The sequence below is a fragment of the Streptomyces sp. NPDC002209 genome (assembly GCF_042890265.1).
Classification (GTDB): domain Bacteria; phylum Actinomycetota; class Actinomycetes; order Streptomycetales; family Streptomycetaceae; genus Streptomyces.
Map to the genome: position 1 here is coordinate 165,383 of NZ_JBIARX010000002.1, position 22,056 is coordinate 187,438.

21 protein-coding genes and 1 pseudogene are annotated in these 22,056 nt (G+C 74.4%); 15 read left to right on the forward strand and 7 right to left on the reverse strand.

What is annotated here, in order from left to right:
* Positions 1-13: 13 nt before the first annotated feature.
* Positions 14-1,363 carry a hypothetical protein gene (locus ACFYXK_RS05640; protein WP_389409957.1) on the forward strand — a complete coding sequence of 450 codons (1,350 nt, stop codon included), beginning with the start codon at positions 14-16 and terminating at the stop codon, positions 1,361-1,363.
* On the opposite strand, the gene ACFYXK_RS05645 is transcribed toward ACFYXK_RS05640, so the two are convergent.
* The gene (locus ACFYXK_RS05645; protein ID WP_389409958.1) at positions 1,336-1,917 is read right to left on the reverse strand and encodes a GNAT family N-acetyltransferase; all 582 of its coding nucleotides are present in this window, start codon (positions 1,915-1,917) and stop codon (positions 1,336-1,338) included. The two genes, ACFYXK_RS05640 and ACFYXK_RS05645, sit on opposite strands and share 28 nt — an antisense overlap.
* An 80-nt stretch (positions 1,918-1,997) precedes the next feature.
* Between ACFYXK_RS05645 and ACFYXK_RS05650 the strand changes: the two genes are divergently transcribed.
* Positions 1,998-2,429 (forward strand): MarR family winged helix-turn-helix transcriptional regulator, encoded by a 432-nt coding sequence (locus ACFYXK_RS05650; RefSeq protein ID WP_389409959.1) that lies wholly within the window; start codon positions 1,998-2,000, stop codon positions 2,427-2,429.
* Positions 2,429-2,824 carry a hypothetical protein gene (locus tag ACFYXK_RS05655; protein WP_389409960.1) on the forward strand — a complete coding sequence of 132 codons (396 nt, stop codon included), beginning with the start codon at positions 2,429-2,431 and terminating at the stop codon, positions 2,822-2,824. The genes ACFYXK_RS05650 and ACFYXK_RS05655 overlap by 1 nt, the downstream gene beginning before the upstream one ends.
* A gap of 15 nt (positions 2,825-2,839) precedes the next feature.
* Here the strand turns inward: ACFYXK_RS05655 and ACFYXK_RS05660 are convergent, their stop codons facing one another.
* Together ACFYXK_RS05660 and ACFYXK_RS05665 are read right to left on the reverse strand one after the other, a co-directional pair.
* Positions 2,840-3,184: a hypothetical protein gene (locus ACFYXK_RS05660; RefSeq protein WP_389409961.1), complete on the reverse strand. Its 345-nt coding sequence runs from the start codon at positions 3,182-3,184 to the stop codon at positions 2,840-2,842.
* Positions 3,181-3,708, reverse strand: coding sequence for a DUF6232 family protein (locus tag ACFYXK_RS05665; RefSeq protein WP_389409962.1), 528 nt, complete (start codon positions 3,706-3,708; stop codon positions 3,181-3,183). Before ACFYXK_RS05665 ends, ACFYXK_RS05660 begins: the two co-directional genes overlap by 4 nt.
* A 147-nt stretch (positions 3,709-3,855) precedes the next feature.
* Between ACFYXK_RS05665 and ACFYXK_RS05670 the strand changes: the two are divergent.
* The 5 genes and pseudogenes from ACFYXK_RS05670 to ACFYXK_RS05690 form a co-directional block, all read left to right on the forward strand.
* Positions 3,856-4,701, forward strand: a pseudogene (locus ACFYXK_RS05670) (sulfurtransferase); the annotation flags it as partial.
* Between the two features lie 81 nt (positions 4,702-4,782).
* Positions 4,783-5,235 carry a DinB family protein gene (locus tag ACFYXK_RS05675; RefSeq protein ID WP_389410240.1) on the forward strand — a complete coding sequence of 151 codons (453 nt, stop codon included), beginning with the start codon at positions 4,783-4,785 and terminating at the stop codon, positions 5,233-5,235.
* A 106-nt stretch (positions 5,236-5,341) separates the two neighbouring features.
* On the forward strand, positions 5,342-6,094 hold the full coding sequence (locus tag ACFYXK_RS05680; protein WP_389409963.1) for a DUF4097 domain-containing protein: 753 nt from the start codon (positions 5,342-5,344) through the stop codon (positions 6,092-6,094).
* A 139-nt stretch (positions 6,095-6,233) separates the two neighbouring features.
* Complete coding sequence (gene lon, locus ACFYXK_RS05685; RefSeq protein WP_389409964.1) at positions 6,234-8,630, forward strand: endopeptidase La; 2,397 nt, start codon at positions 6,234-6,236, stop codon at positions 8,628-8,630.
* Between the two features lie 141 nt (positions 8,631-8,771).
* The gene (locus tag ACFYXK_RS05690; RefSeq protein WP_030303537.1) at positions 8,772-9,224 is read left to right on the forward strand and encodes a MarR family winged helix-turn-helix transcriptional regulator; all 453 of its coding nucleotides are present in this window, start codon (positions 8,772-8,774) and stop codon (positions 9,222-9,224) included.
* Positions 9,225-9,245: 21 nt separating this feature from the next.
* Here the strand turns inward: ACFYXK_RS05690 and ACFYXK_RS05695 are convergent, their stop codons facing one another.
* Positions 9,246-10,019, reverse strand: a complete 774-nt coding sequence (locus tag ACFYXK_RS05695; RefSeq protein WP_389409965.1) for a hypothetical protein — start codon at positions 10,017-10,019, stop codon at positions 9,246-9,248.
* Between the two features lie 472 nt (positions 10,020-10,491).
* On the opposite strand from ACFYXK_RS05695, the gene ACFYXK_RS05700 reads away from it, so the two are divergent.
* From ACFYXK_RS05700 to ACFYXK_RS05720, 5 genes are read left to right on the forward strand one after another with little or no spacing between them, the layout of a single operon-like run.
* Complete coding sequence (locus ACFYXK_RS05700) at positions 10,492-13,647, forward strand: nitrate- and nitrite sensing domain-containing protein (RefSeq protein WP_389409966.1); 3,156 nt, start codon at positions 10,492-10,494, stop codon at positions 13,645-13,647.
* Positions 13,644-14,123 (forward strand): roadblock/LC7 domain-containing protein, encoded by a 480-nt coding sequence (locus ACFYXK_RS05705; protein ID WP_266625506.1) that lies wholly within the window; start codon positions 13,644-13,646, stop codon positions 14,121-14,123. The genes ACFYXK_RS05700 and ACFYXK_RS05705 overlap by 4 nt, the downstream gene beginning before the upstream one ends.
* Positions 14,120-14,539, forward strand: a complete 420-nt coding sequence (locus ACFYXK_RS05710; RefSeq protein ID WP_389409967.1) for a DUF742 domain-containing protein — start codon at positions 14,120-14,122, stop codon at positions 14,537-14,539. The genes ACFYXK_RS05705 and ACFYXK_RS05710 overlap by 4 nt, the downstream gene beginning before the upstream one ends.
* Positions 14,520-15,143: an ATP/GTP-binding protein gene (locus ACFYXK_RS05715; RefSeq protein ID WP_389409968.1), complete on the forward strand. Its 624-nt coding sequence runs from the start codon at positions 14,520-14,522 to the stop codon at positions 15,141-15,143. The genes ACFYXK_RS05710 and ACFYXK_RS05715 overlap by 20 nt, the downstream gene beginning before the upstream one ends.
* Positions 15,144-15,203: 60 nt before the next feature.
* Positions 15,204-16,472 (forward strand): styrene monooxygenase/indole monooxygenase family protein, encoded by a 1,269-nt coding sequence (locus tag ACFYXK_RS05720; protein ID WP_389409969.1) that lies wholly within the window; start codon positions 15,204-15,206, stop codon positions 16,470-16,472.
* Here ACFYXK_RS05720 and ACFYXK_RS05725 read toward each other — a convergent pair.
* From ACFYXK_RS05725 to ACFYXK_RS05735, 3 genes are all read right to left on the reverse strand, one after another.
* Positions 16,415-18,157 carry an NlpC/P60 family protein gene (locus ACFYXK_RS05725; RefSeq protein ID WP_389409970.1) on the reverse strand — a complete coding sequence of 581 codons (1,743 nt, stop codon included), beginning with the start codon at positions 18,155-18,157 and terminating at the stop codon, positions 16,415-16,417. The two genes, ACFYXK_RS05720 and ACFYXK_RS05725, sit on opposite strands and share 58 nt — an antisense overlap.
* Positions 18,158-18,301: 144 nt before the next feature.
* Complete coding sequence (locus tag ACFYXK_RS05730; protein ID WP_389409971.1) at positions 18,302-18,727, reverse strand: SHOCT domain-containing protein; 426 nt, start codon at positions 18,725-18,727, stop codon at positions 18,302-18,304.
* Positions 18,727-19,116, reverse strand: coding sequence for a DUF6325 family protein (locus tag ACFYXK_RS05735; RefSeq protein WP_389409972.1), 390 nt, complete (start codon positions 19,114-19,116; stop codon positions 18,727-18,729). The genes ACFYXK_RS05730 and ACFYXK_RS05735 overlap by 1 nt, the downstream gene beginning before the upstream one ends.
* Positions 19,117-19,211: 95 nt before the next feature.
* On the opposite strand from ACFYXK_RS05735, the gene ACFYXK_RS05740 reads away from it, so the two are divergent.
* Both ACFYXK_RS05740 and ACFYXK_RS05745 read left to right on the forward strand, forming a co-directional pair.
* A complete protein-coding gene (locus tag ACFYXK_RS05740) occupies positions 19,212-20,582 on the forward strand; it encodes an FtsW/RodA/SpoVE family cell cycle protein (RefSeq protein ID WP_389409973.1) in 1,371 nt (456 codons plus the stop codon).
* Positions 20,579-22,048: a penicillin-binding transpeptidase domain-containing protein gene (locus ACFYXK_RS05745; RefSeq protein WP_389409974.1), complete on the forward strand. Its 1,470-nt coding sequence runs from the start codon at positions 20,579-20,581 to the stop codon at positions 22,046-22,048. Before ACFYXK_RS05740 ends, ACFYXK_RS05745 begins: the two co-directional genes overlap by 4 nt.
* Positions 22,049-22,056: the final 8 nt, after the last annotated feature.

The window sequence follows — 22,056 nt, forward strand, 5'->3', positions numbered from 1 at the left end:
CGCCTGGCGCTGGTTGCCGCCGCTGCTCGCCCTCCTCCTCGGCCTCTGGGGCCTGGAGCGCGGCGCGGGCGGCCGCGGCAGCATGTGGCGCGACGAGTCCGTCACCTGGCAGGTCGCGCACCGGCCGCTCGGCGGGATCTGGGACCTGCTCGGGCAGGTCGACGCCGTACACGGCCTGTACTACCTGCTGATGCACGCGGTCTTCCAGGTCTGGGACGGCGGCGGGCCTGAGGCCGGCGGCCTGTGGGCGCTGCGCCTGCCCTCGGTCGCCGCCACCGCCCTCGCGGCCGCCGGAGTGGCCGCCGTCGCCCACCGGCTCGCGGGGGAGCGGGCCGCCCTGTGCTCCGGCGTGGCCTACGCCGTACTGCCGCCCGTGCAGATGTACGCCCAGGAGGGCCGCTCGTACGCCCTCGTCGCGGCGGCCGTGGTGTGGGCGACGTACCTGCTGCTGCGCGAGCGGTGGGTCGCGTACTGCGCGGTCCTGCTGCTCGGCTGCTGGCTGCACGAGTTCGCCGTACTGGCCCTGCTCGCGCACGGGGTCACCGCCTGGCGCTCGCGCGGCTGGCGGTGGAGCGCCGCGGTGGTGGCGGCCCTGCTGCTGCCGCTGGCGGTGGTGAGCGCCCGTCAGGCGGAGCAGCAGCTGGGCTGGCTCGGCCGGCCGGGCTGGCAGGACTGGGCGGCGTACGGGGTGGTCGCGGTCGCGGTGCTGCTGCTCGCGCGGGGCGCTTCGGTGCCGCGCGAGCTCGTACGGGTGGCGGTGCCGCTCGCCCTGCTGCCGCCCGGGCTGCTGATGGCGGTCTCGCTCGTCCACCCCTGGTACGTCGACCGGTACGTGCTCTACGCGCTGGCCGGGCTCGCCCTGCTCGCGGGGACCCGGCTGGCGGCCGCGCGGGGGTGGTGGCCGTGGCTGCTGGTGGCGGCCCTGCTGGTGCCGTTCGGGTGGTGGTCGGCGTGGCTGCGGACCCCGGAGAGCCGCAAGGACGACGTGCTCGCGGTGGCCGCCGCGGTCCGCGAACGGGCCCGGCCGGGGGACGCGGTGCTGTTCATGCCGTCGCGGCGGCGCGAGTGGCTGCTGTCCTCGCCGCAGCTGTACGGGACCCTGCGCGACCTGGCCCTGGCCCGCACCCCGGCGGCTTCGCACAGCCTCCAGGGCACGGAGCTGGCGACCCCGGAGATCTGGACCCGCCTGGTGGACGCCCCCCGGGTGGTGGCCCTGCTGGATCCGGCGGGCCAGCCGCTGGACCCGTACCCCCGCGAAGCGGTCAAACGCCAGACGCTGGCCTCGCACTTCGACCTCTGCTCGACGGACGAGGTCCGCGGCGCCCGGATCGCGCTCTACGCGCAGCCGGGGCGTTGCCCGTAAGGGGCTGCGCCGCTGCGGGCCGCGCGCCGGCCGCGCAAGTCCTGCATGTGGAACACCTTGTCGTAGCGGCGGTCCCCGACGGCCACGAAGTCGCGCAGACGGCCGTACTCGGTGAAGCCCAGTGAGCGGTACAGGCCCAGGGCGTGGGTGTTGTCGCCCCGGGCGTCCAGGGTGAGGACCTCGATGCCCGCGGACCGGGCGTCCTCGATCAACGCCGCGGTCAGCGCCCGGCCGATGCCGCGCCCGTGGGCCGCTGCGTCCACCGCGACCTTCTCCAGATCGGCGTGCGGCCGGTGCGTCGGCCGGGTGTGGCGCAGCCAGTAGCCCAGTCCGACGAGGCGGTCGCCCAGGTACGCGACGCGCAGGGCCCCGTCCCCCGACCGGGCCGCGGCCAGCACCCGGTCCAGCAGCTGCGCGACCTCGTCCCGGGAGGGCGGGTCGACCCAGCCGAGCGCCGCGCCGCCGGCGACCAGGTCCGCCAGGATGCGGTGGACCGGCTCCGGATCGCAGTTCCAGTCGCGGCCGTCCAGGACAGTGATCGTTTCCGGATCCATGGCCGCACCCTAACGGCCCTGGCGGCGACCTGCCGCAACCTCCCGCGCGCCGATACTACGAAATCGTATAGTCTGAAATCGTGAATTCCGAAACCGTTCCATTCGAGTGGTCGGCCCTCCTGGCGCTCCAGCGGGCCACCCACGCCACCCTCCAGGTGCTCGCCGCCGAACTGGTCGACCTGGACCTGACCGCCTCCGAGATCAACGCCCTGGCCAACCTGGCCGACGGCCGCGGGCGCACCGTGTCCGAGCTGGGAGCGGACGTGGGCACCCGCCCCACCACGCTCACCAGCGTGCTGGACCGGCTGGAACGGCGCGGCCACATCACCCGGGGCACCCGCCCGGGGGACCGCCGGGCGGTGCTCATCGAGCTCACGGCCTCCGGACGGGTGGCCGCCGACACGATCCGGCAGGCCATCGCCGACCTGGAGCAGCGCGCGCTCGGCGGACTGCCCGGGGACGCGATCGCCGGCCTGCGCGCCGCCCTGCAAGCCATGACGGAGGTTTCCTGATGACCGCGACGAACACCTTCGAGGCGCTCATGGCCGAAGTGATGGCGGGCGCCGAGCGCTTCGGGCACCGGGAGCACGTCCATCTGACGTGGCTGGCCGTGCGGCGGTGCGGTGTGCCCGCGGCGGTCGGCCTGGTCGGCGAGGGCATCCAGCGCACCGCCCGGTACGCGGGTGCGCCGCAGAAGTACCACGTCACCGTCAGCCGCGCCTGGGTGGAACTGGTCGGGCACCACGAGGCGGAGGACGGCGAGGACGACTTCGCCGCCTTCGCCGGCCGGCACCCCGCGCTGCTCGACAAGCGCCTGCTGACCCGCTTCTACCGCCCGGCGACCCTGGCGGGCGCGGAGGCGAAGAACGGCTGGGTCGAGCCCGACCTCGCCCCGTTCCCCTCGTAGGACTACAGGTAGGACCTACAGGCCGAAGAGCGCCAGCACCCGGCGGACCGCCTCGGCCACCGGGAGCCCGACCTCGCCGATCAGCTGGGCGACCCCGGAGATGCTCCCCAGCGCCCGGCGCAGCGCCCCGCGCTCGACGTGGTCCTCGGTGAGGGTGTCCAGGGACTCGTCCAGGACCGCGCGGTCGTCCTCCCGGACGCGTCCCCGCAGGACCTGGACCAGGTCGATCAGCTCCTGGAGGGCCGCCTGCGGGTCCTGCGGCGCATTGTTCTGCGTGCCGATCTTGCCGATGTTGTTCGTCCCGTAGACCTGGAAGTTGTCGCCGACATGGCCGATCCGGAAGTCCTCGTCGCCGGTCATTTGCCCACCTTCCCGACGTTGCCGCTGCCGAACACCTTGAAGTTGTCGCCCACCTGGCCGATGTAGTTGGTGACCTGCTGGTGGAAGCTGGCCTGCGGGTTGTCGATCGCCTCCATGATCATGCGGACGAGGTCGTGGACGAGCGCCCGGTCGGTGGTGACGAGTGCGGTGTTCGGGGAGCCCGCCGTCTCGATCACCAGCGCGTAGTACGTCTTGCGCAGCAGGACGCCGGACAGTTGCAGCACGAAGAGGCCGAGCAGCACGAGCGCGGCGACCGCCACACCGGTCTCGTACGTCTCCCGGTCGCCGGTGGGCAGGTCGGCGGCGGTGGTCGCGGCGACGGCGGCGACCGCCAGGATCGCCAGCGTCACGACGGACTTCACGAAACGTCCGATCGCCTGCCTGCGCGGCGGCTCGACCTTGACGGTGGTCGCCCGGGCGATGTTGCTCAGGGGATATGCCTCTGCGCCGATCCAGAGGACTCTTCGGCTGACGATGACATCGGTCACGACACTCTTGGCCATATGGCTCCCCCATGCCCTGATGTAAGGCACAGGATCCTCGCGAACTCCCCTTCCGGCAAGACACTTTGCACGGGTGCGCGGGCCCCGTAGGAGGATGGGCGGCGGGCCGCTCCGCCGTGGAGGGGCCGACTGCTCCGGAGGTGCCGCATGACCTTGTCCAGCTCTGCCGCCGCCCTGCCCGGTCCGCTGGTCGGGGCCGACTGGCTGGCCGGCCGGCTCGGCGAGCCGGGGCTCGTCGTGTTCGACGCCTCCGTCGGCGCGCACCGCGGCGCCGGCCGGCGGATCCCGGGCGCCCGGCCCTTCGACCTCGACGGCGCCCTGTCCGACCACGACGACCCCGCCCCGCACGCCATGCCCGGGGCCGCCGCGTTCGAGGAGGCGATACGCGCGCTCGGCGTCGACGACACCAGCACCGTCGTCGTCTACGACGGCGCAGGCATCTACTCGAGCGCGCGGGCCTGGTGGATGCTGCGCGCCATGGGCTTCGACCGGGCCGCCGTCCTGGACGGCGGGCTGCCCGCGTGGACCGCCGCCGGGCTGCCCGTCGAGGCGTGCGGTCCCGCGTACGGGGGCCCGCGCGGCTCCTTCACGGCCCGGCCGCGGACGGGGCTGCTGGTGGACGCCGACGAGGTCGGGGCGGCCCTCGCCGATCCGGCGGCGGTCGTACTGGACGCCCGTACGCGCGAACGCTTCACCGGTGCCGCCCCCGAACCGCGGGCGGGACTGCGCGGGGGCCACATGCCGGGCGCGGTGAACCTGCCGTTCGGGGACCTCCAGCGGGACGGCGGCCTGATGCGGCCCGCCGGGGAACTCCGCGAGGTCTTCGCCGCGTCGACCGGTGGCCGGGAGCGGCTGTACTTCAGCTGCGGCTCGGGAGTGACGGCCTGCGTCCTGGCCCTGGGCGCCACGCTCGCCGGCCACACCGCTGTGGCGGTGTACGACGGCTCGTGGACGGACTGGGCCATGCGCCCGGAGCGGCCCGCGGTCACGGGCCGGCGGGGCGAGTTCTTCGGAGGGTCGCAGGCCCGGTTCGGCGGACCCGCGACGGGCGACGAGCGGGTCCTGCTCACGGACGTGCTGGCGGCGCAGCGCGCGACGCTGGAGCTGAAGTGCAGCGGCCTGGGCGCGGAGCCCATGGTCCTGCGGTCCGTGGAGCCGTCCACGCTGTCGCTGCTCGGCCTGGTCCGGCACCTCGCGGACATGGAGCGCCGGTGGTTCCGCCAGGTCCTGGCGGGGCAGGAGGCGCCGGCCCTGTTCTCGTCGGAGGCGGACCCGGACGGCGACTTCGACGGTGCGGTGTCCGGCCCGGAGGCGGTCGCGGCGGCGTGGGAGGCCTGGCGGCAGGAGGTGGCGTTCGCGGAGTCGTTCACGGCCGCCGCACCCGACCTGGACGTGGAGGCCGAGGACGCGTGGCGCGGGAAGGTGTCGCTGCGCTGGGTGCTGATCCACATGATCGAGGAGTACGCCCGCCACAACGGCCACGCGGACCTGCTGCGCGAGCGGATCGACGGGGCGATCGGCATCTGAGGCCGGTGGATCCGGCCGAGGGGGCCGGGGCGGGGGGCTACCCCCACCCCGCGGCCGGGTACGGCCCCCATCGTCAGTCGTCCTGCGACGCACCAGAGTCATGGGCATGCCTTCCCACATCACGTCATCGCGCCACAGCCGGACGGCGGTTGTCGCCCTCGCCGCCGGACTGCTGCTCTACGGCTGCTCCTTCGAGGACGCCGGGCACAAGACGGCGGCCGCCGACGCGACGGTCACCGAGGCCGTCACGGCGGTCGAGGTGAAGGACGCACGGCGCGGCTCCATCGAGGTGACCCCCGGCGCCGGCCCGGGGGTCACGATCCGCCGGACGGTCCACTACCGGGGCGACAGGGCGCCGGAGCCGGCCCAACAGGTCTCGGCGGGCGTCCTCACCTTCACGGCCGGCTGCTCGGACTCCTGCTTCATCGACTACCGCCTCGAGGTCCCGGCCTCGGCGACGGTCAGGCTGGAGAGCAGCAGCGGCCGCATCGCGGTGGCCGGGGTGTCGGCGGCGGACCTCTCCACCTCCTCCGGCGAGGTCACGGCGGACCGCATCGCCGGCCCGCTGAAGGTCCGCACCTCGTCGGGCTCGATCACCGCCACCGCCCTGACCGGCCCGACCGCCGAGCTCCACGCCTCCTCGGGCGAGGCCCGCCTGGCCTTCGCGAAGCCCCCGGCGTCGGTGACGGCGAGAACCGGCTCGGGCGACGTCACGCTGACCGTCCCGCAGGCCCCGTACGAGATCACGACGACCACGGCGTCAGGCGACCGGGACACCCTCCCCAGCACCCCGCAGGCCGCGTCGCACCTCGCGGTCCACACCGCCTCGGGCGACATCCGCATCACCTCCGCGAGCTGAGCGCCCCGGGTCTTTCCTGGCGCAGCCGCTGCCGCCGTCGGATTCCGTGTTCGCCGGGGGCGAACGGGCGTTGGGGAACATTGGGGGGCGCACATGCATTGAGTCGGCATAGCTCAACTTCACTGCCGGAGGGAAGATCATGGCTTCGACGTCCGTAACGCTCACCCTGCCCGTGCTGCCGCTCGACGACGAGGTCGTGCTGCCTGGGATGGTCGTTCCGCTGGACCTGTCCGATGCCGAGGTACGGGGGGCCGTCGAGGCTGCCCAGGCGGCGGTCCGGAGCGGGAAGCCCCAGGTGCTGCTCGTGCCGCGGGTCGACGGGAAGTACGCCGGCACCGGTGTGCTCGGGACCGTCGAGCAGGTGGGGCGGCTCTCCGACGGGGATCCCGGGGCGCTCATCCGCGGTGTCGGCCGCGTCCGGATCGGGGCCGGGACCACCGGGCCCGGGGCGGCGCTCTGGGTCGAGGGCGAGAGCGTCGACGAGAGACTGGCCGATCCGCTGCCCGGATCCGTCACCGAGCTCGTCAAGGAGTACAAGGCGCTCGCCACCAGCTGGCTCAAGAAGCGCGGGGCCTGGCAGGTCGTGGACCGGGTCCAGCAGATCGAGGGGGTGTCCGCGCTCGCCGACAACTCCGGGTACTCGCCGTTCCTGACCGTCGCTCAGAAGGTCGAGCTGCTCGAGACGGCCGACCCCGTGGCACGCCTCAAGCTGGCCGTCTCCTGGCTCCGCGACCACCTCGCCGAGCAGGACGTCGCCGAGTCCATCGCCAAGGACGTGCAGGACGGCGTCGAGAAGCAGCAGCGCGAGTTCCTGCTGCGCCGCCAGCTGGAGGCCGTGCGCAAGGAACTGCGCGAGCTGAACGGGGAGAAGGACGGCGAGGAGTCCGACGACTACCGCACCCGCGTCGAGGGCGCCGACCTGCCCGAGAAGGTACGGGAGGCCGCGCTCAAGGAGGTCGACAAGCTGGAGCGCTCCAGCGACCAGTCCCCGGAGGGCTCCTGGATCCGCACCTGGCTCGACACCATCCTGGAACTGCCCTGGAACGAGCGCACCGAGGACGAGTACGACATCCGCGGCGCCCGGGCCGTCCTGGACGCCGAGCACGCCGGGCTGAGCGACGTGAAGGACCGCATCACCGAGTACCTCGCCGTGCGCAAGCGGCGTTCCGAGCGCGGCATGGGCGTCATCGGCGGCCGGCGCGGCGGGGCCGTGCTGGCGCTCGTCGGGCCGCCCGGCGTCGGCAAGACCTCCCTCGGGGAGTCCGTCGCGCACGCCATGGGGCGCAAGTTCGTACGCGTCGCCCTCGGCGGCGTCCGCGACGAGGCCGAGATCCGCGGCCACCGGCGTACGTACGTCGGCGCGCTGCCCGGCCGGATCGTACGGGCCATCAAGGAAGCCGGGTCCATGAACCCCGTCGTACTGCTCGACGAGATCGACAAGGTCGGGTCCGACTTCCGGGGCGACCCGGCGGCCGCGCTGCTGGAGGTGCTCGACCCCGCGCAGAACCACACCTTCCGGGACCACTACCTGGAGGTGGAGCTGGACCTGAGCGACGTGGTCTTCCTGGCCACCGCCAACGTCCTGGAAGCCATCCCCGAGGCCCTCGCCGACCGCATGGAGCTCGTCCGCCTCGACGGCTACACCGAGGACGAGAAGGTCGTCATCGCCCGCGACCACCTGCTGCCCCGCCAGCTGGAGCGCGCCGGTCTCGGAACGGAGGAAGTCGTCCTGGAGGAGGACGCACTGCGCAGGCTGGCGGGGGAGTACACCCGCGAGGCGGGCGTGCGCACCCTGGAGCGGTCCATCGCGCGCCTGCTGCGCAAGGTGGCCTCCCAGCACGAGCTGGGGGAGCGGGAACTGCCGCTGCGCATCGGCGCCGACGACCTGCGCGGCCTCATCGGGCGCCCGCACCACGTCCCGGAGTCCGCGCAGGACCCCGCCGAGCGGCGCACCGCCGTCCCCGGCGTGGCCACCGGGCTCGCGGTGACCGGCGCGGGCGGCGACGTCCTGTTCGTCGAGGCCTCGCTGGCCGATCCCGAGACGGGCGCGGCCGGGCTCACCCTGACCGGGCAGCTCGGCGACGTGATGAAGGAGTCCGCGCAGATCGCGCTCAGCTTCCTGCGCTCGCACGGCGCGGAGCTCGAGCTCCCGGTCGCCGACCTGAAGGACCGGGGCGTGCACATCCACTTCCCGGCCGGTGCCGTCCCGAAGGACGGACCGAGCGCGGGCATCACGATGACGACGGCGCTGGCCTCGCTCCTGTCCGGGCGGCAGGTCCGGACCGACGTGGCCATGACCGGCGAGGTCTCGCTGACCGGGCGCGTCCTGCCCATCGGCGGGGTCAAGCAGAAGCTGCTCGCCGCGCACCGGGCGGGCCTGACCGCCGTGATCATCCCGAAGCGGAACGAGGCCGACCTGGACGACGTGCCGTCCGAGGTGCTGGAGGGGCTGGAGGTGCACCCGGTGACGGACGTACGCCAGGTCCTGGAACTGGCGCTCAGCCAGGCGGAGGCCGTGGTCACCGCGGCCGCCTGAGCCCGGCGGCCGCCCGAGCCCGGCCCGGCGCACCCGCGTACGGCCCGCGACCCCTCACCCGGACTCCGTCCGGGGGCGCAGGAGGGGTCCCGGGCCGTCGCCGCACCCGCTGCGAAATACTGGTGCCTCAGGACACCACCGATGGGAGCGGACGTGCAGGGAAGCGAAGACCAGGAGTTCCTCGCCCTGGAGCGGGAGCTGTCCGTCTTCCTCCGGCGTGCCAGGGCCTCCTCCGGGGAGATGGCGCGCGCCCTGCACCCCGAGCTGGAGCCCGCCGCGTACGGACTGCTCGTCCGGCTGGAGGCCGCGGGCCGTCAGCGGGCCACCGAGCTCGCCGCGTACTTCGGGGTCGGCAAGGCCACCATGAGCCGGCAGCTGCGGGCACTGGAGGTGCTGGGGCTGGTGGCGCGGGAACCGGACCCGGCGGACGGCCGGGCCTTCCTGGTCGGGCTCACGGACGAGGGGCGGGAGCGGTTCCTGCGGGTGCGGGGGGCCCGCCGCGAGCAGTACATGCGCAAGCTCGCCGACTGGGACCGGGGAGAGGTCGCGGAACTCGCGCGACTGCTCAACCAGTTGAACCAGGGCGAGGAGTAGCCCCCTGCCGGGGCCGGATTCCTACAGCTCCGCGTACGCCGCGGAGGCGTCGTCGTGGCGTTTGCCCCGGGTGAGCGGGCGGGCCGGGTCGGACTCCAGGGCGCGGACCCGGCCGATCAGGCCCTCCGCGCCCTCCTTGCGCAGCAGCGCCAGGCACTGTGCCCAGTCGCCCTCCCCGAACGTGTCCGTCCACCGGCTCGCCCCGTCCGTGAGCGCCGCCAGCGCCCGCACCCGCTTCCGCGGGGTCCGGCCGGTCACCGCGCGGGCGGCCACCGCCGGGTCCGCGGCCGCCGTGAAGAACCCGCCCTCCGCATTGCGCAGCGCGTCCGCCGAGGTCTGCGTGCGCAGCAGCTCGCGCGGGATCCGGTCCAGCCGGTCGTCGAGCACCGGCGTCACCTCGCCCCCGGGCGCCTCGAGGAGCAGTACGGAATCCGAGAGCACGAGGTGCTCCACGGACGCCTCGTCCCAGCGCGCCATCACCACGGTCGCCTGCGGGGTCCGCACGTGAGAAAGGTCACAGGTGTCCCGGTGGGCGTCGGCGGTGTCGCGGATGGCCGCCGCCAGGATCCGGTCCAGCGGCATGTCCCGCCGCGATCCGGACAGTTCGGTCAATCGGCCCCCGAGCCGGGCCGCGAACCAGGGCACGCCGTGCGTACAGCCCACCTCGCCGCTCGGCGGGGTGACTCCGTCCAGGGCGACCAGGACTCCGCCGCCCGCAGCGGGTATCGCCGCCGATAGCCAGTCCTCGTTGGGGCGTTCCGGGTCGCCGGGGGCCGAGGCGAGGTCGATGCGCATACGGACATTCTGCCCGGCCCGCACGGACCGGGTGGCCGCGATGCGCCGAAAAGTCCGTACCAATGCAAAACCGGCGGGACTGCCGCCCACCGGCCGTCCCGCGGGGCGCTCCACGGCGCCCCGGCGGGATGTGGGCGGGCATATTGCCAAAGCCCCCATCGATCTTTCAACCACCTGCCCGTGACGGCCCTCTGACGGCGCCCCGCCGAGTTGGTTGCCAACTCATCCGTGATGTTCACTCGTTCGAGTGGCCGGGTGGGCGATGTCAGGCTCTCTCCCCAACACGCTGCAAAGGTCTGAGGCGGTACGAGGGGGCAGGGGGCGTTTACTTGTTGACCGGCCGTTACCTCGGCCACACGAGTAGACGAGCACGAGCACACGTACAGGATTGCGAGCACCGGTGCAGAAGAAGCGGTCTCGGAAGAACGGCACCGCCACCGACGGACCCGCCCCCGCAGGACGCCCCGTCCGCGTGCGCAGCAGGCTCGTCCTCGGCGTCGCCGTCGCCGGCCTCACCGTCCTCGCGGCCGGCACCCCAGCCGTGGTCTCCGCGACACGGGAGCTGAACGACTCCCAGCAGCTGGTCACGCTCGCCGAGCAGACGCAGCACACCCTCACCCTCGCGCACCTCCTCGGCGACGAGCGCGACGCCGTCGTCGAGTACGTGGCCAAGGGCCGCCCCGGAGCACAGGCCAAGGGCCCCGTCCAGGAGCGCACCGCGCTCACCGACCGCCAGCTCGCCGAGGTCCGCAGCGAGGCCGACGAGCCGCTCGCCCTGGCCCTCGGCCGCGTCCAGGCCGTCCGCACCGAGGCCGTCGACGGCAAGGGCAGCCCCCTCGCCGCCCACCAGGCGTACACGGGCGTCATCGCGGAACTGCTCGCCCCGGGCGACCGGCTCGCCGAGCTGACCCCGCCGCGGGCCGGCGCCGCCCTCGCCACCAACCGCCCGCTGGCCCCCCTCGGCCAGGCCGTGGAACAGGCCTCGGCCACCCGTGGACTGCTGCTCGCCGCGCTGGCCGTCCCCCGTGGCGAGCAGCCCCCCAACTCCGCGGTCGTGGACGAACTGACCACCGCCGCCCAGCGGGCCCGCGTACGGGAGCAGGCCGCCCTCGACGACTTCACCCGCGTCGCGCGCCCCGACGTACGCCAGACCCTCGCCGCCACCGTCACCGGCCCCGAGGTCAAGACGGCCGACGACTACCTCAAGCGGCTCACCGAGCGGCCCACGCTGTCCTCCGCCGACCGCAAGCTCGACGGCGCCGCCGTCGCCCCCGCGCTCACCGCCCGCATCGACCGCATGCGGTCCGTGGAGTCCACCCTCGCCGGGCAGCGGGCCACCGCGCTCGCCACCCTGCGCGACGACGACGTGACCCGGCTGGAGATGCTGGTCGCGGTCCTCGGCCTGCTGTTCCTGGTCGCCGTCGGCTTCTCGACGGCCGTGGCGCGCTCGCTGACCCGGCCGCTGTCCGTCCTGCGCCGCGGCGCGGCCCGGCTGGCGACCCCGGAGGGCTCGGTGGAGCCGGTCCGCTTCACCGGCCGCAACGACGAGTTCGCCGAGGTCGTACGCCACCTGAACGCGGTACGCGACCAGACGGTCTCCCTGCACACCCGCATCGCCGGCCTCGACGCCGACGCACGCCGGCTCATCGGCCGCAACGAGGCCCTGAGCTCGGGCCGGGAAGCGCTGGAGGCCGAGCTGACGCAGCTGCGGGCCGGCCTCGAAGAGCACCGCCGCATCATGTCGACGACGTCCGTCTCGCTGTCGCTGCGCACCCTGGGGCTGGTCGAGCGCCAGCTCGCGGTCATCGAGGAGCTGGAGTCCAAGGAACAGGACCCGGACCGGCTGGCGACCCTGTTCAAGATGGACCACCTGGCGACGGTCATGCGCCGCCACAACGAGAACCTGCTGGTCCTGGCCGGGCAGGAGCACGGCCACGGCGCCGGCGCCCCGGTCCCGCTGGTGGACGTCATGCGGGCCGCGGTCAGCGAGATCGAGCGCTACGAGCGCGTCGAGCTGGCGGCGCTGCCCCCGTTCACCCAGGTCGCGGGGCACGCGGCCGACGACATCTCGCACGTGCTCGCCGAGCTGCTGGAGAACGCGACGACGTTCTCGCCGCCCGAGGCCAAGGTGAGGGTCTCCGGGTGGCTGCTCGACTCGGGCGACGTGGTGCTGTCCGTCGTGGACGAGGGCATCGGCGTCACCGGCGACCGGCTGGAGGCGCTGAACGCCCGGCTGGCCACGCCCGAGGCGTACGACGAGGAACCGGAAGCGGAACACGGCCTGGGCCTCGGCCTGTACGTGGCGGGGCGCCTCGCGGCCCGGCACGGGGTCACCGCGGAGCTCCGCGCGGGGCGGCACGGTGGCACGGAGGCCCTGGTGGTCGTCCCGGCCTCGCTGCTCCCGGCCACCCCGCCGAGCTCGCCGGTGCACACCTTCGCCACGCCGGGCCTGCCGGAGCTCCGGCTGCCGGGCGTGATCGCCGAGGCGAACGAGAACACCATCCCGCCCCGACGGGTGCCTCCGGCGGTGGAACGGGACGCGGAGCCCCAGGCCGAGGCGGCCGCCGAGCCCACGCCCGACCCCTTCCAGGACCCGGGCCCGGAGGCGGACGCGGAGCTCCTGCGGAGCATGGAATGGGACACCGCCGAGCCGGCCGCCACGGACGAGCCCCTGCCCACGGACGAGCCCCTGCCGGACGAGCCCCTGCCCACGGACCCGGCCTTCGGCCCGGACGCGGACTTCGCCGCGGACGCGGCCCCGGACTCCGAGCCGGATGCGGCCCCGGACTCCATCCCGGACCTGGCCCCGGACTTCGGTCCGGATCTGGCCGGCGGGCTGGAGCCCGACGGGGACGCGCACGCCCTGGCCGCGGACGGCGGGCTGCCGCCCGTCGAGCAGGTGTTCACGGTCCGGGCACAAGCGCCGGCCCAGGCGCCGGAGGCGGAGCCCGCCGCGGGCGGCCACGCCTCCGCAGGCCCGGGGGACGTACTCCCGCCCGCCGAGCAGGTGTTCACCGCGGCCGGCGGACCGGCCGAGGAGCTGCTGGCCCGCGTCGTGCCGGCGGAGCCCGAGCCCGAGCTGCCGGCCGCCGAGCAGGTGTTCACCGCGGCCGCCACGGCTGCAGAGGTACCGCTCGAGCGGGATCCCGGCGACGAGCTCCTCGCGCGGGTCGTCCCCGACGCAGAACCGGACGCCTTCGCGGGGTCCGACCCCGGCCCGGCGCCCGCCGACCGGCTGCCCGATGCCGGCCGGCAGGCCGACGTACCGGAACAAGGACTGCCGCTCCCCGGGCAGACCGCCACCGCCGTCGCCCCCGACGGCCCGGCGGAGCCCCACCGGCACGCACCCGACGAGGCCGACTGGGTCCCCCGCCAGGGGAGCCACCCCGACGCGGGACCCGAGGCCGTCACCGACAAGGGGCTGCCCAAGCGGACCCCGCGCACGGTGGCCGCACGTCGCCCCGAGGCCGCACGGCCGCCGGAGCCGGCGCGCCGCGTCGACGCCGACGAACTGCGCCGCCGGCTCGGCGGCTTCTACCAGGGGACGCGGGACGGACGGCGCGTCGTGGCCGCCGAGCTCGCACAGGACACCGACCAGGGGGACACCGCACAGGAGGCACGCACATGACCGCGCCCAGTACGTACGGACTGAGCACCCAGGCCCGCAACCTGCAGTGGCTGCTGACCGACCTGGTCGAGGAGGTGCCCGGCGTCAACTCCGTCGCCGTCGTGTCCTCGGACGGGCTCCTGCTGCTGTCCTCCGACCCCGGAGGAGCCGCCGGCGAGAGCCCCGCGCGCACCAAGGGCCCGCGCGGCGCCTCCGCCGACCTGGCCACCATCGTCTCCGGCCTCGGCAGCCTCACCACCGGCGCCGCAGAGCTCATGGACGGCGGCGCGGTCAAGCAGACGATGGTGGCGATGGAGTACGGCTCCGTCTTCGTCATGGCCATCAGCGACGGATCGCTCCTCGGCGTGCACGCCACCCCCGACTGCGACATGAGCGTGGTGGCGTACCACATGGCCCTGTTCGTCGGCCGCGCCGGCCACGTCCTGACCCCCGAAGTCCGCAGTGAGCTGCGCCAGTCGATGGAGAAGACCCCGTGAGGAGTACGGCCTCGGCGTCGGCGTCCGCGTCCGACCGGCTGCCGATACGCGGAGCCGACCGCCGGCCCGCCCGCGTCCGCCCGTACTCCCTCACGGGCGGGCGCACCCGCTTCACCCAGGTCCTGCACGTGGAGACGTTCGTCGCCGCCCTCGACACCCGGGCGTCGCAGCCGCAGGACCCCGCCATGGGCACGGACCGCACGCCCGAGATGCCGGCCATCGTCGAGGTCTGCCGCCGCATGCGCACCATCGCCGAGATATCCGCGCTGCTGAAGCTGCCGCTCGGGGTGGTCCGCGTCCTGGTCAGCGACCTCGCCGACCAGGGGCGGATACGCGTCTACGGGACGGGGCACGGCCCCGGGCGCCCCGAACGTGCGCTGCTGGAAAGGGTGCTCAGTGGTCTTCGCCGTCTCTGACCCGGTCACCTCGGTGGACGACGAGCCCGTCCAGCCCTGGCAGTACGACCGCTCCCGCGCACCCGTCGCCGTCAAGGTGCTGGTCGCGGGCGGCTTCGGCGTCGGCAAGACCACCTTCGTGTCGTCCGTCTCCGAGATCACCCCGCTGCGCACCGAGGCGGTGATGACCCGGGCCAGCCTCCCGACGGACGACCTCTCGGCCACGCCGGACAAGAGCACCACCACCGTCGCGATGGACTTCGGCCGCGTCACCCTCGACGACGACCTCGTGCTGTACGTGTACGGGACCCCGGGCCAGGAGCGGTTCTGGTTCATGTGGGACGACCTGGTGCGCGGCGCCATCGGCGGGATCGTGCTGGCCGACACACGCCGGCTGCGCGACTGCTTCCCGGCCCTCGACTACTTCGAGAGCTGCGGGCTGCCCTACTCCGTCGCCGTCAACCACTTCGAGGGCTCGCACGCGTACGAGCCGGCGGACGTGCGCGAGGCGCTGACCATCCCGCCGCACGTGCCGGTGGTGATCATGGACGCGCGGCGCCGGGACACGGTCGTCGCCTCCCTGCTGACGCTGGTGGGCCACGCGCTGGACGCGACCCCCGAATAGCTCCGTAGCTCCGTAGCTCTTTGGCTCCGTAGAACCGCTCACCCGAATCGAGAACGTGAGATGCGCAAGATACTCGTCGTGGGGGCCGGCCAGTCCGGCCTCCAGCTCGCCCTCGGCCTCCAGGCCAAGGGGTACGAGATCACCCTCATGTCCAACCGGACGGCGGACGAGATCCGCACCGGGCGGATCATGTCCACGCAGGTCATGTTCGACACGGCGCTCCAGCACGAGCGCGACCTCGGGCTGAACTTCTGGGAGCGGCAGGCCCCGCGGATCGAGGGCATCGGCGTCTCGGTGGCCGCCCCGGACGGTTCCCGCCCCATCGACTGGCTCGGCCGCCTCAAGGGGTACGCGCAGTCCGTGGACCAGCGCCTGAAGATGGCCGGCTGGCTCGACGTCTTCGTGCAGCGCGGCGGACAGCTGGTGATCCACGGCGCGTCCGTCGCCGACCTGGACTACTTCTCCCGTACGTACGACCTGGTGCTGGTCGCCGCGGGCAAGGGCGAACTGGTGTCGATGTTCGGTCGGGACGCGGCGCGCTCCCCGTACGACGCGCCGCAGCGCGCGCTGGCCGTCTCGTACGTGCACGGGCTCGAGCCGCGCCCCGAGCACCCGCAGACGGAGGCGGTGCGCTGCAACCTGGTCCCGGGGGTGGGCGAGCTGTTCGTGATGCCCGCGCTGACCACGTCGGGGCGGGCGGACATCCTGTTCTGGGAGGGCCTCCCGGGCGGTCCGCTGGACGTGTTCCGCGGGGTGAACGACCCGGCGGAGCACCTCGCGCTCACGCTGGAGCTGATGGAGAAGTTCACGCCCTGGGAGTTCGACCGGGCGAAGAAGGCGGAGCTGACGGACGCGGGCGGCACGCTGGCCGGCCGGTACGCGCCGGTCGTCCGCAACCCGATCGGGCGGCTGCCGGGCGGCGGCGTGGTGCTGGGCGTCGCGGACGTCGTCGTCGCGAACGACCCGATCACCGGCCAGGGCTCGAACTCGGCGTCGAAGTGCGCGGCCTCGTACCTGTCGTCGATCCTGATGCACGGGGACAAGCCGTTCGACGAGGCGTGGATGAAGGCGACCTTCGACAAGTTCTGGTTCACGACGGGCAAGCCGGTCACCCAGTGGACGAACGCGATGCTGGGCGTCCCGCCGGAGCACGTGCTGAACCTGATCGGCGCGGCCGGGCAGCTGCAGCCGGTGGCGGACCGTTTCGCCAACGGCTTCGACAACCCGGCCGACTTCGACGCGTACTTCTACGACCCGCAGGACGCGGCGGACTACGTGGCGGAGGTCGCGTCGGCCGCGTCGTCGGCCGGCGCCGTGTCGGCGGAGTAGCCGCTGTCGTCGCCGCCCGAGGCCTCGGGGACCGGGGGCGGGGTGAACTCGGCGAGCGGGGCCCCGTCGGGGTCGGGCCGTACGGCGCCGAGCAGCGGATTGGCGGCGATCGGGGAGACCTTGACCTTCGCGCCGGGCCGCGGGGCCTGGATCACCTTTCCGTCGCCGACGTACAGGGCGACATGGGTGGCGGTGGGGAAGTAGACCACCAGATCGCCGGGGCGCAGCTCGTCCAGGGGCACCTTGGGCAGTTGGGCCCACTGCTCCTGGCTGGTCCGCGGGATGGACCGGCCGGCGTGCGCCCAGGCCTGTGAGGTGAGCCCGGAGCAGTCGAAGGACCCCGGCCCCTCGGCGCCCCAGACGTAGGGTTTGCCGATCTGCTCGGCGGCGTAGGTCAGTGCGGCGCCGCCGGCGGCCGTGGGCGTACGGGGGGTGGTGGCGAGCCGGCCCGAGTCCAGCAGCTTGCGCTGCGCGGTGGCGGTGTCGGCGGCCTCGCGGGTGTCGAGCTGGGCGAGCTGCTCGGGGCTGAGCGAGGCGAGCACCCGCTCGACCTGCTTGAGCTTGAGGTCGACCTGCTGCTTGTGCTGCTTGCGCTGTGCGGTCAGGGACTGCTGGGCGTCGAGGGACTTGCGAGCGGCGGTGGCGAGGGCGTCGGCCCGGTGCTCGCCGCGGGCGAGGCGGGCCAGTACTCCCGCCCGGCGGGTGCCCTCGCGGGCGGTGAGCCGACGCTGGTCCTGGGCGGCCTGGGCGTCGCCGGTGAGCAGCATCCGGGCGTACGGGGAGAAGCCGCGGGCCCCCTGGTACTGCTCCCGGGCCAGCCGCCCGGCGGCGGCCTTCTCCGCTCCGAGGGCGGTACGGGCCTTGCCGAGCGCGGCACTGAGCCGCCGCTCCTCGTCCTGGCCGGCCTTGAGGGCGACTTCGGTGGCGTTGTAGGCCTCGGCGGCCTCTTCGGCCTGCCGATAGAGCCCTCGCAGCTGCGCGAGCAACCCCCCGACCCCGAGCGCCGCGGGGGCGCCCCCGGCCCCGGCGCCCGCTGCCCCGGGGCCCTGCGGAGCAGTGGCGCCCCCGGCGCCGGGGCTCGCCGTGGCGCCGGCATCTGCCGAGTCGCCTGCCCGGGCGGCGGTGGCGTCCGACGCGCCGGTGGTCTGCGCAGCGGTGGCGTCTGCGGCGCCGGGGCTCGCCGGGCCGGTGGCACCCGCCGGGCCGAGGCCACGCCGGGCGGCGCCGGTGCCGGTGCCGGTGCTTCCGGCGGTGTCGGGGCGTTGCCGGTCGTGCGCACCTGCGGCGGCGGAGGACTGCCGTGGGGTGGCGGACGGGGCGCCGACACCCCGGCGGGCGGTGCCGTCCGCCGCATCGTCGGCCGCAGGGGTGATCGCGTCCGGCGCACCGAGTCCCTCCGGGGCGGTGCGACCCCTGAAGCCCGGGTTCCGCCGGGCGGCGGCGCCGGGGACCTGGCGCTCGTGCGAGCCTGCGGCCCCGGTGGCGCCCGGACCCTGCCGGGGGCCGGCGTTCGCCCCGCGGGCAGCCCGGCGGGTGGTGGCGTCCGCCGTACCGGGGGACGGCCGGGCGGTGGCGCGGGGCGTCGGGATGTCGGGGACGGGCTTGGCGTGGGTGGCGGGGAACGGCCCGGCCGTGACGACGACGGCGGCCGCGATGCAGGCGGCGCGGAGCAGACGGCGTGACATGTGATCACCTCCAGGCGGCCGATGCTGCCACGCCCGGTATGACAAATTCCACACCCTGGACGGCCGGTTCCCCACTCTCACCCCTCCGGCCCAAAGCCCGGACCGGCCGGGGCGTCGAGCCGAGGCGGCCGGTCGTGCACCCGGTCAGGGGTGGAGCAGGCGGGCCTTGGCCTCCTTGAACTCCTGCGGGGTCAAGAGACCCTCCCGGGCCAGCTTCGCCAGCTCCGCCAGCTCGCCGGCCAGCCCGCCGGGTGGCGCCCCGGGCCCGGTGGCCGGGCCGCCGGCGACGGGTCCCGGCCCGGCGACGGCCCCCGGCCCGGCGCCCGCCCCCGGCTCGGCAGCGGGCTCGGCCTCCGGTTCGGCGCCCGGTTCGGCCCCCGGTTCGGCGCTGGCCACCGGGCTCGGTTCGGCGCCCGGCTCCGCCGGCTCGGCGCCCGGCTCCGGGGCCCCGTCCCGCCAGGGCGAGGGAGGGGGCGGGCCCGCCGCTCGGGTGAGGAGGCCGCGGAGCAACGGGCGGCCCGAGGGGCGGCGGGCCGGTTCCACTCTTGCCCCGACCGGGCGGATGAACATCAGGCCGCCCCCGTCCGCTCCGGCGGGATCCGGACCGAGCCCACGATCCGCCCGCCCGCCGCCCGTACGGCGATCGCCGCGTCCTCGGCCCACACGTGCTCCACCACCAGCAGCAGCGCGCAGCTGCCCCGCTCCAGCAGCTCCGCCGCCTCCCGGACGTCCTCCGCGCCGATCAGCTGCGCGGCCTCACGGTGCCTCAGCAGCCCCTGGAGCTCCATGAACTCGTCGAACTCCGCCGCCAGCACCTCACCCCCCGCCGTCCTGGAGACCACGAGCCCGTCGATGAGCCGGACCACCCCCGCCTTGCGCAGCCCCATCACCGCCTCGACCGCCGGCACGCGCAGCTGCTCCTCGGGGAAGGCGAGGACGATGAATTCCACTGGTCCCATGTGCCGCGGCTCCCACTCGTGACCGTTTCTGACGACTCCTCGGCACTCTATGACATAAGCGGACATACCATCCGTCCGCTTGCTACGTTTCCCGCATGACCGCTCTGACGGCAGAGGTGGCGGAGCCCGCCCCGCCCCCGCCCCCCGACGGCTCCGCCTCCAAACGCAGGGGCGTCGAGCTGACGCTGCTCGCCGGAGCCGTCCTCATCTCGGTCCTCGGCCACCTGTACGTCGGCCTCGCCACCACCGGCCGCGCCCCCGAAGCCGCCGGCCGCTACGCCGCCGGTCTCGCCGGGACCGCCCTGCTCGCGCACCTCGCCGTCCGCTTCCGGGCCCCGTACGCCGACCCGCTCGTGCTCCCCATCGCCGTCCTGCTCAACGGCCTCGGCCTCGTCCTGATCCAGCGCCTCGACGTCACCACCCCCGCCCACCTCACCGCCGGGGACCAACTGCGCTGGTCCGCCCTGGGCGTGGCCCTCTTCGTCCTCGCGGTCGTCCTGCTGCGCGACCACCGCGTGCTCCAGAAGTACGCCTACCTCTCCGTGGCCGGCGCCCTCGTGCTGATGCTCGTCCCCGTCTTCTTCCCCGCCGTCAACGGCGCCCACATCTGGATCCGGTTCGCCGGACTCTCCTTCCAGCCCGGCGAGTTCGCCAAGATCCTGCTCGCCGTCTTCTTCGCCGCCTACCTCGCCGCGAACCGCACCGCGCTCGCCCTCACCGGCCGCCGGCTCTTCTGGAAGCTGCGCCTCCTGCCCGGCCGGGTCCTCGGCCCGATCCTGGCGATCTGGCTGCTCAGCGTCGGCGTGCTCGTCCTGGAGCGGGACCTCGGGACCTCGCTGCTCTTCTTCGGGCTCTTCGTCGTCATGCTGTTCACCGCCACCGGGCGGATCGGCTGGATCGCGATCGGGCTGCTGCTGGCCGCCCTGGGCGCCTACGCCGTCGGCACCTTGGAGCCGCACGTGCACAGCCGGGTCGAGGACTGGCTGAATCCTTTCGCCTCCATCGAGCGCGGTGAGGGGCCCGGCCAGCTCGCCCAGTCCCTCTTCGCCTTCGGGGCCGGCGGACTGCTCGGCTCCGGACTCGGCCACGGCCAGTCCTTCCTCATCGGCTTCGCCGCCAAGTCCGACTTCATCCTCGCCACCGCCGGCGAGGAGCTCGGCCTCGTCGGCCTCACCGCGATCCTGCTCCTCTACGGGCTCCTCGTGGACCGCGGATTCCGCGCCGGGCTCGCGCTGCGCGACCCCTTCGGGCGCCTCCTCGCCACCGGACTCGCCTCGATCGTCGCGCTCCAGGTCTTCGTCATCGCCGGGGGAGTCACCGGGCTGATCCCGCTCACCGGCATGGCCATGCCCTTCCTCGCCCAGGGCGGCTCCTCCGTCGTCACCAACTGGATCATCGTCGCGCTGCTCGTCCGGCTCGGCGACAGCGCCCGCCGGCCCCGCCCCGCCGAAGGGGCCGCCGAGTGATCCGGTACATCCGCTGGTGCGCGTACTTCTGCGCCCTGCTGCTCGTCGCCCTGCTCGTCAACGTGGCCCGGGTGCAGGTCTGGGAGGCCGCCGCGTACGGGGCGAACCCGGCCAACAAACGCCCCGCCATCGAGCGCTACGCCCAGCCGCGCGGGGACGTCCTGGTCGACGGCCGGCCCGTCACCGGATCCCGGGACAGCGGCCAGCTGCTGCGCTACGAGCGGACGTACGCGAACGGGCCGCTGTACGCGCCGGTCACCGGGTTCTCCTCGCAGACGTACGGGACCAGCCTCCTCGAGCGCGCCGAGGACGCGATCCTCTCGGGCACCGATCCGGGGCTCTCCGCCTTCCCGCTCTGGTACGACCTCGCCCGCGGCCGCCCAGCCGGCGGGAACGCGGCGACCACCGTCCGGGCCGGCCTGCAGCTGGCCGCGTACACCGGGCTGGCGGGCCGGCGCGGCGCGGTGGCCGCGCTCGACCCCGCCACCGGGAAGATCCTTGCGCTGGTCAGCAGCCCCTCGTACGATCCGGCGGTGCTCTCCGGTACGGGCGCGGGAGTCAAGGCGGCCTGGGCGCGGCTGAACGCGGACCCCGCGCGGCCGATGCTGAACCGGGCGCTGCGCGAGACGTACCCGCCGGGCTCCACCTTCAAGATCGTGACCGCGGCCGCGGCGCTGGACGCGGGCGTGGTGACCGATGTGGACGCGCCCACGCAGACCCCCGACCCCTACCCGCTGCCGGGCACCAGCACCCTGCTGCCCAACGCGGGCACCGGCTGCCGGGACGCTTCGATGGCGGAGGCGGTGCAGTGGTCCTGCAACACGGTGATGGCGAAGATCGGGGTCCAGGTCGGGCTGCGCGGGATGGTGGAGGCGGCCCGCCGGTTCGGGTTCGACGACGACCGGCTGCGGGTGCCGGCCTGGGTGTCGCGGTCGAACTTCGACACCGACATGAGCCCGGACCAGCTGGCGCTGTCCTCCATCGGGCAGTTCAACACGACGGCGACTCCGCTGCAGATGGCGATGGTGGCGGCGGCGGTCGCCGGCGGCGGCGAGCTCAAGTCCCCCTACCTCGTGGACCGCACCACCCAGGACGACGGGGACCAGGTCCGGCGCGGGCAGCAGCGCAGCCTTGGCCGGGCGATGAACCCGGCGACGGCGCTGCGCCTGCAGGAGCTGATGGTGCAGGTGGTGGAGAACGGCACCGGGCGCAATGCCGCGATCCCGGGCGCGGTGGTCGGCGGCAAGACCGGTACCGCCCAGCACGGCGTCGGCAACGCGGGGACCCCGTACGCCTGGTTCATCGGCTGGGCCAAGGCCGAGGACGCGCCGCTGCCGGGGGTCGCCGTCGCCGTGGTGGTCGAGGACGCGGAGGCGCACCGCGGCGACATCAGCGGCAACGGCGCGGCGGCGCCGATCGCCCGGGCGGTGATGGAGGCCGCGCTCGCCGCTCCGCAGTCCCCGTGACCGGACCC